The organism is Cupriavidus sp. SZY C1 (genome assembly GCF_032190535.1).
In the GTDB taxonomy this organism is placed as follows: Bacteria; Pseudomonadota; Gammaproteobacteria; order Burkholderiales; family Burkholderiaceae; genus Cupriavidus; species Cupriavidus pauculus_C.
In genome coordinates this window covers 101,086-116,776 of sequence record NZ_JAUANU010000005.1, presented here as the reverse complement: position 1 = coordinate 116,776, position 15,691 = coordinate 101,086, and the positions used below count along the sequence as shown (strand labels likewise).

The following is a 15,691-nucleotide window of genomic DNA, read 5'->3' as shown; positions in this document are numbered from 1 at the left end:
TGTCCTGCACGCGCGCGGCGTCCAGGCCCAGGCTGTCCAGTTGCGGCTGCGACAGCCGCGCCAGCGGAAAATCGCCGCTGCGCAGCGCGTCGCGGCGCCGGGGCGCCTGCGGGGCGGCTGCCGCTGACTCGGCCATCACGGTCGCGGCCGCGGCCACCACGGCCAGCGTCTGGCCCTCGAACAGGTGCTTCGGCGTCAGGTGCCAGCCCAGCGCCCGCATGCGGGCCACGATCTGCAGGCTCAGGATCGAATCGCCGCCCAGTTCGAAGAAGTTGTCGGCCCGGCCCACGCGCGCCACCTTCAGCACGTCGCGCCAGACCCCGGCCAGCGTTTCCTCGATCCCGGCCTGTGGCGCCTCGTAGGCGGCCGTGCCCGTAAAGTCGGGCGACGGCAGCGCGCGGCGGTCCAGCTTGCCATTCGGCGTTACCGGCATGCGGTCCAGCACGACCACCGCGCCCGGCACCATGTAGTCCGGCAGCGCCTGCGCCAGCCACTGGCGCAGCGTGTCGGCCTGCGCCGTGGCACCGGCGACCGGCACCACGTAGGCCACCAGCCGCGCCGGGCCGTCCTGCGTCTGCGCGATCACCACGGCCTCGCGCACGCTGTCGTGCGCCAGCAGCCGCGCCTCGATCTCGCCCAGTTCGATGCGCAGCCCGCGAATCTTCACCTGATGGTCCAGGCGGCCCAGATACTCGATCTGCCCGCCGGCCAGCCGCCGCGCGAGGTCGCCGGTGCGATAGAGCCGCTCGCCGTGCGAGCCGTGCGGATCGGCCACGAAGCGCTCGGCCGTCAGCGCCGCGCGGCCCAGATAGCCGCGCGCCAGCCCGGCGCCGCCAAGATAGAGTTCGCCGGCCACGCCATCGGGCACCGGTTGCAGCGCCGCGTCCAGCACGTGGGCGCTGACGTTGGCAATCGGGTGCCCGATCGGCACCACGTGGCCGGGGTCGGTGCGGCAGGTCCAGTGCGTGACGTCGATGGCCGCCTCGGTGGGGCCGTACAGGTTGTGCAGCCCCGCGTGCGGCAGCAGCGCCAGCGTGCGGCGCGCCAGGTCGGCGGGCAACGCCTCGCCGCTGCAGACGATATGACGCAGCGTGCCGCAGGCGTCCGCCACGGCCGCATCGGCGACGAACGCCTGCAGCATCGACGGCACGAAGTGCAGCGTCGTGACCCGATGCTGCGCGATCAGCGCGGCAATGCGCTGCGGATCGCGATGATCGCCCGGCGCGGCCAGCGCCAGCCGCGCGCCGGTCATCAGCGGCCAGAAGAACTCCCAGACCGACACGTCAAAGCTGAACGGCGTCTTCTGCAGCACGGTGTCGGCGCCATCGAGCCGGTATTGCCGCTGCATCCACCAGAGCCGGTTGAACAGCGCGCCGTGGCGGTTTGCGGCACCCTTGGGCCGACCGGTCGACCCCGACGTGTAGATGATGTAGGCCAGATGCTCGGGCGACAGCGCCGGCGCGGGATTGCCCGCGTCGCCATCGTCGTGCCCGGCCCTTGCGCGCAGGTCCAGCGGCGTGATCGCGTGCGATAGCGGCGGCATCGCGTCTGGCCGTTGCGCCAGCACCAGCGCCACGCCGCTGTCCTCGATCATGTAGCGCAGGCGGTCGGCCGGGTAGTCGGGATCGAACGGCACGTAGGCGCCGCCGGCCTTCAGGATGGCCAGCAGCGCCACCACCATCTCGAACGAGCGCTCGGCCAGCACGCCCACGGGCACGTCCGGCCCCACGCCGCGCGCGATCAGCCGGTGCGCCAGTGCGTTGGCGCGGCGGTTCAGCGCGCCGTAGGTCAGCGACTGGTCGCCCAGGCACAGCGCGATGGCGTCGGGTTGGGCGGCGGCGTGGGCTTCGAACAGGCGATGCACGGGCTGGCTGGGCGGATACGGCTCGGCCACGGCGCCTTGCGCCAGCGCGGCACGCGCTTCGGCCGGCGCCAGCAGGCCGATGCCCGCCAGCGGGCGCGCGGCGTCGGCGGCCATCTGGCGCAGCACCGCGAACAGGCTGGCGGCCAGTTGCCGCGCATGGTCCTCGGCCAGCAGCGCGCGGTCGAAGCGGCAGGTCAGGTGCAGCGGATCGGCCTGGTTCTGCGCGAACAGCAGCGTCAGCGGGTAGTTGGTCTCGGCAAGGTTGCGCACACCCGAGAACGCCAGCCCGCCCGGCGTGCGGCGCAGCGCGGCATCCACGGGGTAGTTCTCGAACACGACGATCGAGTCGAACAGCGCCTGCCCGCCGTGGCCGGCCCAGCGCTGGATATCGTAGAGCGGCGTGTGCTCGTGCTCGCGGATGGCAAGGTTGCGCGCCTGCACCTCGCGCAGCCAGTCGCCCACGGTCATGGCGGCTTGCGGCGCGGCCACCACGGGCAGCGTGTTGATGAACAGCCCGAGCATCTGCTGCGCGGCCGGCAGGTCGGCCGGGCGCCCGGCCACCGTGGCGCCAAACGCCACGCACGGCTGGTTCGTGCAGCGTTGCAGCACCAGCAGCCACGCGGCCTGCACCAGCGTGTTCAGCGTCACCTTCTGCGCGCGGGCAAAGCTGGCCAGTGCGGCGGTTTCGTCGGCATCGAGCTGGTGATGGTGCTCGCCCTGGCCCTGGCCGTTTTCCGGCGCCGGCAGCGCGGCCAGCAGCCGGGTCGGGGCGTCCAGCGGCGCAAGCTGTTGTTGCCAGAACGCCCGGCTCGCGTCGGCATCGCGCGACTGGAGCCAGCCGATGTAGTCGCCAAAGCGGCCCGCCGTAGCGGGCAGCGCCTCGCCGGCGTAGTGGCGCAGCACCTCGCCGAGTAGCTGGGCCGTGCTCCAGCCATCCAGCAGCAGGTGGTGGACGGTCCAGACCAGATGGTGCTGGTCCGGCCCGGTGCGCAGCAGCGCCACGCGCATCAGCGGCGGCCGGGCAAGGTCGAAGCCCATGGCGCGCTCGCTGGCGGCAAAGGCGTCGATCTCGGCCGCGTCGCGCCCGGTCCAGTCTTCGATCCGTACCGGCAGCGCCGCGTCGCGGGCCACCCACTGCAGCGGCTGGCCGGCGCGATGGAGAAAGCCGCAGCGCAGGCTGTCATGGCGCGCCAGCGCGGCCTGCCACGCGGCCGTGAAGCGCGCCGGATCGACACCGGTCACGTCCACGCGCAACTGGTTGGTATAGGCGCTGCCGTGCTCGCCGAACACGCTGTGGAACAGCATGCCGGCCTGCATCGGCGACAGCGGGTACAGGTCTGCCGTGGCGGCCGGGTCCAGCGCCAGCGCGTCCAGCTCGGCCTGCGACAGCCGCGCCAGCGGGAAGTCGGACGGCGTCAGCCCGACGGCGCCCGACGTGCAGTGGTTGACCACGTCCTCCAGCGCCGCGCGCAGGCTGGCAGCCAGCGCGTCGATGGCGGAGGCGGCGTAGCGGCCACGCGCATAGGCCAGCGACAGCCGCAGTTGGCCATCCTGCACCTGCCCGCTGACGGCCAGCGGATGCGACAGCGGCGTGGCGGCGTCCTGGTTGGCGCCGGTGGCACCGGCCGCGCGCTGCCACGGGGCGTCGCCCGCCAGCGTGGCATCGACCTGGCCCAGGTAGTTGAAGACGACCTCCGGCCGCGGCACGGCGGCCAGGGCCTGCTGCTGCGCGGGCGTGCCAAAGCGGCGCAGCAGGCCATAGCCGATACCTTCGCCCGGCACGGCGCGCAGTTGCTCCTTGACGGCGCGGATGGCGTGGCCCACGTCGCCGCTGGCATCCAGCGCCACCGGGAACACGGTCGTGAACCAGCCGACCGTACGGCTCAGGTCGATGGCGTCATCGACGCCGGCCGCGCGGCCATGGCTTTCCAGATCGATCAGCACCTGCGCGCGTTGCGTCCAGCCCGACAGCGCACGAGCCAGCGCGGTCAGCAGCAGGTCGTTGACGCGCGTGCGGTAGGCGGCCGGCGCGCGTTGCAGCAGCGCCTGCGTCAGGTCGGCCGGCAGGGTCAGATGGACGTGCGCGCGCGCTGCCATCGTGCACGGCGCGTCGGCATTGACGGTCGGCAGCGTGGCGTCGATGCCAGCCAGCGCCTGCCAGTGCGGCAACTCGTCGGCCCGGCGCGCGGCGTGGTCGCGCAGCGCCAGCGCCCAGCGCTGGTACGACGCGGTGCGTGGCGGCAGCGCGGGTGTGTCGCCTTGCAGGCGCTGGCGATAGGCCGCCAGCAGGTCTTCCACGAGCACGCGCCACGACACGCCATCGACAACGACGTGGTGGATCACCAGCAGCAGTTGCCACGCGCCGCCGGTTTCCAGCGCCACGGCCCGCAGCAGCGGACCGTTGGCGATATCGAGGCTGCGCTGGGCCGCCTCGCAGTGCGCCAGCCGCCCGGATTCGTCATCGGCATGGCGCACCCACAGCAGATCGGCGCACGGCTCCGCGTCGGCATAGACCTGCTGCCAGCCGCTGCCATCAGGGGTGAAGCGCAGCCGCAGCGCGTCGTGGTGGGTGACGATGTCGTCGAGGGCCCGGCGCAGCGCGTCGGTATCCAGGCCGTCGCGGCAGTCCAGCAGCACTGACTGGTTCCAGTGGTCGCGGCGCGGCATCGGCTGGGCGAAGAAGTCGGCCTGGATCGGCAGCAGCGGCACGGCGCCACGCGGCGCGGCATGGTCGTCGACAACGTCGGCGCCCACCGGCACCGCCACGGCGGCCAGTTCGGCCAGCGTCTGGCGCTCGAACAACTGGCGTGGCGTCAGCAGCCAGCCCGCCGCGCGGGCACGCGCGACAATCTGCAAGCTCAGGATCGAATCGCCGCCCAGTTCGAAAAAGTTGTCGGCCCGGCCCACGCGCGGCACGCCCAGCACGGCCGCCCAGATGGCGGCCAGCGCGGTCTCGGCATCGCCCTCGGGCGCGACGAACGCCTGGGCGCTGTCGAACGTCGGCGCGGGCAGCGCGCGGCGGTCGAGCTTGCCGTTCGGCGTCATCGGCAGCGCGTCGAGTACGACGAACGCGGCCGGCACCATGTAGTCGGGCAGTTCGGCAGCCAGCGCGGCGCGGATTGCTTCGACGTCGATGCGCGCACCGTCGGCGGCGACGACATAGGCCGCCAGCCGCGCACCGGATGGCCCGTCCACCGCCAGCACCGCCGCATGGGCAACGCCAGCCTGCCCGACGATCCGCGCCTCGATCTCGCCCGGTTCGATCCGGAAGCCCCGGATCTTGAGCTGTTGGTCGATCCGGCCCAGGTATTCAAGCTGACCGTCCGGCAGCCAGCGGGCGAGGTCACCGGTGCGATAGAGCCGCGCGCCATCCTCGGCAAACGGGTCCGGTACGAAGCGCTCGGCCGTCATGGCCGCGCGGTTCAGGTAGCCGCGCGCCAGGCCCTCGCCGCCGATATACAACTCCCCGGCCACGCCGGGCGGCACGAGATTCAGTTCGGCATCGAGCAGGTAGCAGCGGCGGTCGCCCACGGGGCGGCCAATCGGCGCATACGTACCGGTGAAGTCGGCCGCGTCGGCGCGGACCTTCCACACCATCGGCGTGACCACGGTCTCGGTGGGGCCGTAGCCGTTGATGTAGGTCCGGGCACCCAGCGCCCGGCGCGCCTGCGCGAAGGCGCCGCGCGGCATCGCCTCGCCGCCGAACGAGTAGAGCGCCACCGGCGGATGCTCGCCGCGTTGCTCGCAATGCTCGGCGAGTTGGCGCAGGTAGGCCGGCGGAAAACCGGCGTTGGTCACGCCGTGTTGGGCCATGGCCTCGGCGGTCTGCTCCGGCGTCCAGAGCGTGTCATCGCGCAGCACCAGCGAGCCGCCGCAGGCCAGCGCGCAGAGCCAGCGCTCGTGGGCGCCATCGAAGGCGAACGACAGGAAGTGCAGTTCCCGAGACGCCGGGCTCATCTCGTAAAGCTCGATGGTCGCCGCCACATGCATCGCCAGCGGCCCGTGCGACACGCACACGCCCTTGGGCCGGCCCGTCGAGCCCGACGTGTAGATCACGTAGGCCAGCTGGTCCGGATGGACGGCGACCTCGCCCAGCGGCGCCACATCGGCACTGACCATGTCCAGCGTCAGCACAGGCAGCGCGGCGGGGGCTGGCAGCACGTCGAGCAGCGCCGGCTCGGTCACCAGCAGCCGGATTGCGCTGTCGTCGAACAGGTACGCCAGCCGGTCCTTCGGATAGCTCGGGTCGAACGGTACGTATGCCGCCCCGGCGCGCATCACGGCCAGCAGGGCGACGATGATGTCGGGCGAGCGGGACAGCGCGATGCCGACGCGATCCTCGGCGCTGATGCCGCGCGCACGCAGCGTGGCCGCCAGCCGGTCCGCACGGGCCAGCAGATCGCCATAGCGCAGCGATTGCTCGCCGCAGATCACGGCGATGGCGTCAGGCTGCGCGGCGGCATGGCGGGCGATATGGGCGTGGACGGGCAGGCAGTCGTCGTCCGGCGCGATGCCGTGGCCGATCTGCAGCAGTGCGTCGCGTTCGCTGCTGTCGAGCAGGTCCACGGCGCCGAGCGCCACGGACGGGTCGTCGGCCAGTTGCCCCAGCAGCCGCAGGTAGTGGCGTGCCAGCCGCTGCACGGTGGCCGCGTCGAACAGTTCACGCGCGTAGAGGAACGACGCGTGAATGCGGCCGGCCGAGTCTTCGCGCGTGTCGAGCGTCAGTTCCAGCGCCGTGCTGCGCTCGCCCACGGGCGCGCTTTCGAGTTCGAGGTCGGGCAGCGACACCCGCGCGGCGCGGTCGCCCCGCCGATGGTTGTGCACGACCTGGAACAGCGGGTGGTAGCTCATGCTGCGCGCCGGTTGCAGCGCATCCACCAGTTGCTCGAATGGCAGGTCCTGGTGCGCCTGCGCGCCCAGCACGGCCTGCCGGATGCCGTCCAGCAGCGCGGACAGCGGCTGGCGCCCGTCGATGCGGCCGCGCACGATCTGCGTGTTGACGAACAGGCCCACCACGCGCTCGGTCTCGATACGGTTGCGGCCGGCCACCGGCACGCCGACGCAGATGTCGCCGCTGCCCGTATAGCGGTGCAGCAGCGCGTGGAAGCCGGCCAGCAGCGCCATGAACAGCGTGCCGCCCTGAGCCTGTGCGCGCGTGCGCAGCCGGGCGGCCAGCGTGTCGGGCAGGTCGATCTCGCACCGGTCGGCCACGTACGCGGCGGCGGCCGGGCGTGGGCGGTCGGTCGGCAGCGCCAGTACGTCGGGTGCGCCGGCCAGCGTGTCGCACCACCACGCCAGTTGGCGCTCGCGTTCGCCGGCTTCGAGCCAGTTGCGTTGCCAGGCCGCGTAGTCGGCGTAGCCGATGGGCTGGGCCGGCAGCGCCAGCGCCTGGCCGGCGCGTTGTGCGCGGTATGCGGCGGCCAGTTCGTCGATCAGCAACTGCATCGACCAGCCATCGGAGACGATGTGATGCATCACCAGCACCAGCCGGTGGGCCTGCGTGCCCAGCTTCAGCAGGTGCACGCGCAGCAGCGGCGCGTGGCCGAGGTCGAACGGTGCCTCGGCAATGGCGGCGGCGCGGGCATCGGCGGCGGACGGGTCGGCGGACAGGTCGGTGACCGGTAGCGCGATCGTCACCGCCGGGCGCACCCGCTGCGTGACCTGGCCATCGGCATCGGCCACAAAGGCGGTGCGCAGCGCGTCGTGGCGCTGGGCCAGCACGGCAAAGGCGGCTTCCAGCGCGGGCACGTCCAGCGTGCCGCGCAGGTCGACGCTGCTGCTGATGTGATACGCGGCGCTGTCCGGCTCGAAGCGGTGCAGGAACCACTGCCGCTGCTGCGCGTACGACAGCGGCGCGTCATGCACGGCGCCGGCGTCGGCGCGCGGCAGCGCGGGAATCGGCAGTTGCGCGAATGCGATGCCTTGCTCGGCCATCTTGTCGAGGAAGGCGCGGCGCTGGGCCGGCGCCAGCGTGGCAAAGCGCGCGGCCAGACGCGCCGCGGTGTTGGCTTCGATCATTCAGACTGACTCCAGGGAATTGGCAAACACTTCAAGCTCCAGCAGGGCGGCTTCGTCGGCATGGCGTTGCTGCGACGGCAGCGCGGCGGCCAGTTCGACCAGCGTCGCCGCGCCGAACAGCAGCGCCAGCGGCGCGTCGATGCCGAGTTCGCCCTGGATGCGGGAGAGAAGCTGGACGGCCAGCAGCGAGTGGCCGCCCAGGGCAAAGAAGTTGTCATGGCGATGCACCACGGGCACGTGCAGCAGGTCTTGCCAGATGGCGGCCAGCCGGATCTCCACGTCGCCCTGCGGCGGCTCGCCGGCGGTGGCCAGCGGCGCATTGGCCGCGGGCAGCGCGCGGCGGTCCAGCTTGCCGTTGGCGGTCAGCGGCAGCGCATCGAGCAGCACGATGGCGGCCGGCACCATATGGCCCGGCAGCACGGCCGCCAGCGCGCGGCGCAGCGCGGCCGCATCGGGCTGCGCGCCGGCGTCGGGCACGGCATAGCCCACGAGCTGCACGCCGGTGTCGGCCGAAGCGGCGACCACGGCGGCCTGCCGGATGCCCGGCAGCGCGGCCAGTTGCGCGGCGATTTCGCCGGGCTCCACGCGGAAGCCGCGGATCTTGACCTGGTCGTCGATGCGGCCCAGGTACGCGAAGCGGCCGTCGGCATGGCGCCGCACGCGGTCGCCGGTGCGATACAGGCGCGCGCCGTCGGCCGCGAACGGGTCCGGCACGAAGCGGTCCGCCGTCAGTGCCGCGCGGCCCAGGTAGCCGCGCGCCAGGGCCGGGCCGCCCAGGTACAGCTCGCCGGCTACGCCATCGGGCAGCGGCTGCAAGTCGGCGTCCAGCACGTGGGCGACGGTGCCGGCCAGCGGCTGGCCCAGCGGCAGGCCGGCGCCGGGCCGGGGCGTGGTGCCGGCCACATGGACCAGCACACCGACCGTGGTTTCGGTCGGCCCGTAGTGATTGACGAGCCGGCAGTCCGGCCGCGCCGCGTGGATGCGCGCGCGCAGCGCGGCGTCGGTGGCCTCGCCGCCGAGCACGAGCGTATGCGCGGGCAGCACGTCGGCCTCTGGCACGCCGGCCGCCGTCGCGCCATCGAGCAGCGCCCGCAGGTGGCTTGGCACGATCTTGAGCACGTCGACGCCATGGCCGGCCATGTCGCGCGCAAACGCCGCCGCATCGAACACGCAGCGGCGCTCGGGCAGGTGCAGCGCGGCGCCGCTGGCCAGCGCGCCGAACAGCACGGTGTGGCCCAGGTCGGCGGCCGGCGTGGACACCATCGCCATGCGCAGGCCCGGCGGCAGCGCCAGTTCGGCCAGCACGCCATGCAGGTAGTGCGCCAGCGCGGCGTGCGAGATGCCCACGCCCTTGGGCCGGCCGGTGGAGCCGGACGTGTAGATCACGTAGGCCAGATGGCGCGGATCGAGGTCGACGGCCGGGTTGGCCGCGTCGCCGTCGTACAGCGCCGGCGCCGTCAGGTCGATCACCGGCACGGCGCACGCGGCCGTCTGCGGCAGGCCGGCGTGGCGCGTCAGCAGCAGCGTCACGCGGCTGTCGTCGACCATGTAGGCCAGCCGGTCGGCCGGGTAGTCTGGATCGAACGGCACGTAGACGCCGCCGGCCTTGAGGATGCCCAGCAGTGCCACGGCCATTTCCACCGAGCGCTCGGCCAGCACGCCCACCGGCACGTCGGGCCCGACGCCGCGCGCCAGCAACCGCGCGGCCAGCGCGTTGGCGCGGCGGTTGAGCTCGCGGTAGCTCAGCGTCTGGCCGTCGGCGGTCAGTGCAACGGCGTCCGGCGTGGTGGCCGCGTGGGCCTCGAACCGGTAGTGGGCCAGCGGCTGCACCGGCACCGGCGCGGGCGGCGCGGCCACCGATGTCGGCGACAGGCCGATCTGGCCCAGCGGACGCGCCGCATCGCGCGCCATGTCCCGCATCACGTGGTATAGGCTCTGCGCCAGCCGCTGCGCCTGGGCGTCATCGATCCGCGCGCGGTCGAAGCGGCAGGTCAGGCGCAGCACGTCGGTCTGCGCCAGCACCAGCGTCAGCGGATAGTTGGTCTCGGCGCGGTTGGTGACGTTGCCGAAGGCGAGCCCGCCCGGCGCGGTGCGCAGCGCGGCATCCACCGGGTAGTTCTCGAACACGACGATCGAGTCGAACAGCGCCTGCCCGCCGTGGCCGGCCCAGCGCTGGATGTCGTAGAGCGGGGTGTGCTCGTGCTCGCGCAGCGCCAGGTTCAGCGCCTGCACCTCGCGCAGCCAGTCGCCCACGGTCTGCTGCGCGCGTGGCGCGGCCACCACGGGCAGCGTGTTGATGAACAGGCCCAGCATCTGCTGCGCGGCGGGCAGGTCGGCCGGGCGCCCGGCCACGGTGGCGCCGAATGCCACGCCGTCCTGCCGCGTGGCGCGTTGCAGCACCAGCAGCCACGCGGCCTGCACCAGCGTGTTCAGCGTCACCTTCTGCGCGCGGGCAAAGCTGGCCAGCGCGGCGGTCTCGGCGGCATCGAGCAGATGGTGCTGCTCGGCATGGCCGGCCGCGTGGGCCGCCGGCGCCGGCAGCGCCGCCATCAGTTGCGTGGGCGATTCCAGCGGGCGCAGGCTGACCTGCCAGAACGCCTGGCTGGCCGTGGCATCGCGCGACTGGAGCCAGCCGATGTAGTCGGCAAAGCGGCTGCCCGACGCGGCCAGCGGCTCGCCGGAGTAGTGCCGCAGCACTTCGCCCAGCAGTTGCGCGGTGCTCCATCCGTCCAGCAGCAGGTGGTGGACGGTCCAGACCAGATGATGGCGAGCGGCGCCCTTGCGCAGCAGCGCCAGCCGCATCAGTGGCGGGCGGTCCAGGTCGAAGCGCTGCGCGAGCTGGTCCTGCGCGAAGCGGTCGAGCGCGGCGGCGTCGCGGCCGGTCCAGTCCTCGGCCGTGACGGGCAGCGCCACGTCCTTGGCCACCCATTGCAGCGGCTGGTCGCCGCGATGGAGAAAGCCGCTGCGCAGGCTGTCGTGCCGCGCCAGCGCGGCGCGCCATGCGGCGACAAAGCGGTCTGCGTCCAGCCCGTCCACGTCCACACGTAGCTGGTTCGTGTAGGCGCTGCCGGCGGGCGCGTACAGGCAGTGGAACAGCATGCCGGCCTGCATCGGCGAGAGCGGGTAGATGTCCTGCACCTGCGCGGCGTCCAGGCCCAGAGCGTCGAGCCCGGCCTGCGTCAGCCGCGCCAGCGGGAAGTCCGATGGCGACATGCCCTGCGCGCCCGAGGTGCAGTGCGCGATGACGGCTGCCAGCTCGGCGCGGATCGCGTCGGCCAGTTGTTCGATGGTGGCACCGCGATGCCGCGTACGGCTGAACGCCAGCGTCAGGTGAAGCTGGCCGTCGAACACCTGCCCGCTGATCGACAGCGGATGCGACAGCGGCGCGGACGGGTCTTGCGCGGTGCCCGTGGCGCCTGACGAACGCCGCCACGGGGCGTCGTCGGCCAGCGTGGCGTCGAACTGGCCCAGATAGTTGAAGACCACCTGCGGGCGCGGCACGGCGGCCAGCGCCTGTTGCTGCGCGGGCGTGCCGAAGTGGCGCAGCAGGCCAAAGCCGATGCCTTCGCCGGGCACCGCACGCAATTGCTCCTTGACGGCGCGGATGGCGTGGCCCAGGTCGCCGCTGGCGTCGAGCGCTACCGGGAACAGCGTGGTGCACCAGCCGACCGTGCGGCTCAGGTCGATGGCGTCGTCGACACCGGCCGCGCGGCCGTGGCTTTCCAGATCGACCAGCACCTGCGGACGCCCGGCCCAGTTGCCCAGCGCGCGTGTCACGGCCGTCAGCAGCAGGTCGTTGACGCGCGTGCGGTAGGCGGCCGGCGCGCGTTGCAGCAGCGCCTGCGTCAGATCGGCGGGCAGCGTCAGCGTGACGTCGGCGCGGTTGGCGAGCGTCGAGCTTGCCGTGGCATCGTCGGCCGGCAGCGCGGCGTCGATGGCGGCCAGCGCCTGCCAGTGCGGCAATTCGTCGGCCCGGCGCCCGGCGTGGTCGCGCAGGGCCAGCGCCCAGCGCTGGTATGACGCGGTGCGCGGCGGCAGCTTGGGGGCCTCGCCTTGCAAGCGTTGGCGATAGGCCCCGAGCAGGTCTTCCACGAGCACGCGCCACGACACGCCATCGACGGCCAGGTGGTGGATGACGAGCAGCAACTGCCATGCGCCGCCGGTTTTCAGCGCCACGGCGCGCAGCAGCGGACCGTTGGCGATATCGAGGCTGCGCTGGGCCGCCTCGCAGTGCGCCAGCCGCCCGGATTCGTCATCGGCGTGGCGCACCCAGAGCAGGTCCGTGCAGGGCTCGGCGGCCGCATAGACCTGCTGCCACGCGCCGTCGCGCTGCGTGAAGCGTAGCCGCAGCGCGTCGTGATGGGCCACGAGATCTCCCAGCGCCTGCGACAGCGCCGCCAAGTCGGGAGCGGCGTGGCAGTCCAGCAGCACCGACTGGTTCCAGTGATGGCGATTGGCCAGCGGCAGCGCGAAGAAGTCGGCCTGGATTGGCAGCAGCGGCACGGCACCGGTTGGCACGGCATCGTCCACGGCCCCGGGCGCGCGCGTGGCCACGGCGGCCAGTTCGGCCAGCGTCTGGCGCTCGAACAACTGGCGCGGCGTCAGCAGCCAGCCAGCCGCGCGGGCGCGCGCCACGATCTGCAGGCTCAGGATCGAATCGCCGCCCAGTTCGAAGAAGTTGTCGGCGCGGCCCACGCGCGGCAGGCCCAGCACCTCGGCCCAGATGGCGGCCAGCGCGGTTTCCGCGTCGCCTTCTGGCGCGACGAACGCCTGCGCGTTGTCGAAGCCCGGCGCGGGCAACGCGCGACGGTCCAGCTTGCCGTTGGGCGTCAGCGGCAGCGCGTCGACCACCACGAACGCGGCCGGCACCATGTAGTCGGGCAGTTCGTCGCCCAGCGCCGCGCGCAGCGCCGGCACGTCGGGCGTGCTGCCGGCCACCGGCACCACGTAGGCCACCAGCCGCGCACCGGACGGCCCGTCCACGGCCAGCACGGCGGCGTTGCCGATGCCGCCGTGCGCCATGATCCGCGCCTCGATCTCGCCCGGCTCGATCCGGAAGCCGCGAATCTTGACCTGCTGGTCGATGCGGCCCAGGTATTCGAGTTCGCCATCGGGCAGCCAGCGCGCAAGGTCGCCGGTGCGATAGAGCCGCGCGCCATCGGTGGCAAACGGGTCGGGGATAAAGCGTTCGGCGGTCAGGGCGGGGCGGTTCAGGTAGCCGCGCGCGAGGCCGTCGCCAGCGATATAGAGTTCACCGGCCACGCCGGGCGGCACGGGGTTCAGGCCCGGATCGAGCACGCGCACGCCCAGATCTGGAATGCGGGCGCCGATGGGGCTGCGCGCGCGGTTGCTTGGGTCCAGGTCGGCGCGCGTGATTGGCCGGTATGTGACGTGCACCGTGGTCTCGGTGATGCCGTACATGTTGATCAGGCGCGGCGACGCATCGCCGAAATGGTCGATCCACGGCTGCAGCGCCTGCGGGTCCAGTGCCTCGCCGCCGAAGATCACGTGGCGCAGCGCCAGTGGTGCGCCATAGAGCTCGGGCTGGGCCAGCAGCGCGCGGAACGCCGACGGCGTCTGGTTCAGCACGGTCACGCGGGCCTGCCGCAGCAGCGCGATGAAGTCCTGCGGCGAGCGGCTCACGTGGAACGGCACGATCACGAGCTGGCCGCCGTGGCACAGCGCGCCGAAGACTTCCCACACCGAGAAATCGAACGCGTAGGAGTGGAACAGCGTCCAGACATCGTCGGCGCCAAAGCCGAACCAGTGCTGCGTGGCCGCCAGCAGCCGCGACAGGTTGCCGTGCTGGAGCTGCGCGCCCTTGGGCCGGCCCGTGGAGCCCGAGGTATAGATCACGTAGGCCAGGTGGTCGGGCCGCACGTCGACGGTGGGCGCGTGGTCGGGCCAGCCGTCGTTGTCGTCGCCGTCGAGCAGCAGCACCGGCAGGGCGTCGCGTGCGGGCAGCAGGCCGCGCAGGCTGGCCTGCGTCAGCAGCGCGGCAATGCCGCTGTCCGCAAACAGGTAGGCCAGCCGCTCGGCCGGATAGGCGGGATCGAACGGCACGTAGGCGCCGCCGGCCTTGAGGATCGCCAGCATGGCGACGATCATCGCGGGCGAACGCTCCAGCGCGATGCCGACGCGCGACTCCGGCCCCACGCCAAGCGCGATGAGGCGATGGGCCAGCCGGTTGGCGCGGCGGTCCAGTTCGCCGTAGGTCATCGTGGTGTCGCCGTGGCGCAGCGCGATGGCGTCCGGGCGCTGCGTCGCGTGGCGCGCGATCTGCCGATGGGCAGGCTCGGGGTCGGCCACGCGCTGCGCGGGCCGGCCTGCGGCGCGCTGATGCGCCAGCGCGGCGGCGTCGTCGGCCGCCTCGCCATCGAGCAGCGGCGTGGCCGTGAGCGGCAGGTCGGGATTGGCCAGCAGCCCGGACAACTGCGTGACGTAGTGCCGCAGCAGGCGCTGCGCGGTGGCGGCGTCGAACAGCGCGGTGTCGTATTCGAGATGGAGCGTGGTGGCGTCGGGCGCCTGTTCGACGTCGAGGATCAGGTCGAACTTGGCGCCGGTCTCGCGGGCCTCGACGGTTTCGGTGCTTAGGCCCGCCAGCGCCAGCGGGGCGGCGCCTGCCGTATTGCGCAGGTTGAACATGACCTGGAACAGCGGCGTGCGGCCGGCGTCGCGCGGCACCTGCATGCCGTCGAGCAGCACTTCGAACGGCAGCGCGGCGTGGCCCAGCGCGCCCAGCGCGTCGGCGCGCAGCGCCTCGCAGAGGCGGCGGCCGGTCATGCCCGGCAGCAGGCGCGAGCGGTAGACGTGCGTGTTGGCGAAGAAGCCGACCACGTCGTCAAAGCCGTCGCCGTCGCGGCCCGCGTGCGGCACGCCGACCGCGAAGTCGTCCTGCCCGGCGTAGCGGCCCAGCAGCGCCTGCCACGCGGCCAGCAGCGCCACGAACGGGGTGGCGCGCTGGGCGGCGCAGAACGTGCGCAGCGCACTGGCGATGGGCGCCGGCAGCGGCGTGCTGACGCGCCGCGCGATCCGTTCGGCCTCGGCGCCATGCGGCCGGTCGGTCGGCAGTTGCAGCGCGGGCACGTGGCTGCCAGCAGCCGCTGCCACCAGTCGCGCTGGGCGTCGAGCGCGCCGCTGGCCAGTGCCGCACGCTGCTGCCGGGCATGGGCGGCAAAGGTGGCGGCAGGTGCCGGCAGCGCGATTTCGTGGCCGGCCAGCGCCTGGGCATAGGCGGCGGACAGGTCGCGCGCGATGACCGCGTTCGACACGGCGTCGGAGACGATGTGGTGCAGCGACAGCAGCAGCACGTGGTCGTCGGCGCCGCGCGCGAGCAGCGTGGCGCGCAGCAGTGGCGCCTGGGCGAGGTCGAACGGGCGTGCCGCTTCGGCGTCGATGCGGGCGTGCAGCGCGGCGTCACCGGCGGCCAGCGGCGCCTCGGCCAGCGCGAAGGCCGGCGCCGGTTCCACCACCTGCCGGGGCAGCGCGCCCGGCGCCTGCCCATCGGCCACGAAGCGCGTGCGCAGCGCGGGATGCCGGGCCAGCACGGCGCGCAGCGCGCGGTCCAGCGCGGCACGGTCCAGCGCGCCGCGCAGCACGAACGCGCGCGTCTGGTTGTAGGCGGTGCTGCCCGGCTCGTACTGCAGCAGGAACCACAGCCGCTGCTGCGAGAACGACAGCGGCGCGTCCTGCGCGGCGTCAGTGGCGGGCTCCGGCGGGGTGTCGGCGTCCTGTTCGAGCAGCAGCGCCAGCAATGCGGCCTGCTCGGCGGAGGGCGAGGGCGTCATGAATTCGGGTCCTGATGGATGG

1 protein-coding gene and 2 pseudogenes are annotated in these 15,691 nt (G+C 73.1%); all 3 read right to left on the bottom strand.

What is annotated here, in order from left to right; genetic code table 11:
• Window positions 1-52 precede the first annotated feature (52 nt).
• Window positions 53-7,882, bottom strand: a pseudogene (locus QTN24_RS10265) (amino acid adenylation domain-containing protein); the annotation flags it as partial.
• Complete coding sequence (locus QTN24_RS24930) at window positions 7,883-8,110, bottom strand: phosphopantetheine-binding protein (RefSeq protein ID WP_409559007.1); 228 nt, start codon at window positions 8,108-8,110, stop codon at window positions 7,883-7,885.
• A gap of 114 nt (window positions 8,111-8,224) precedes the next feature.
• Window positions 8,225-15,669, bottom strand: a pseudogene (locus QTN24_RS10260) (amino acid adenylation domain-containing protein); the annotation flags it as partial.
• Window positions 15,670-15,691 lie beyond the last annotated feature (22 nt).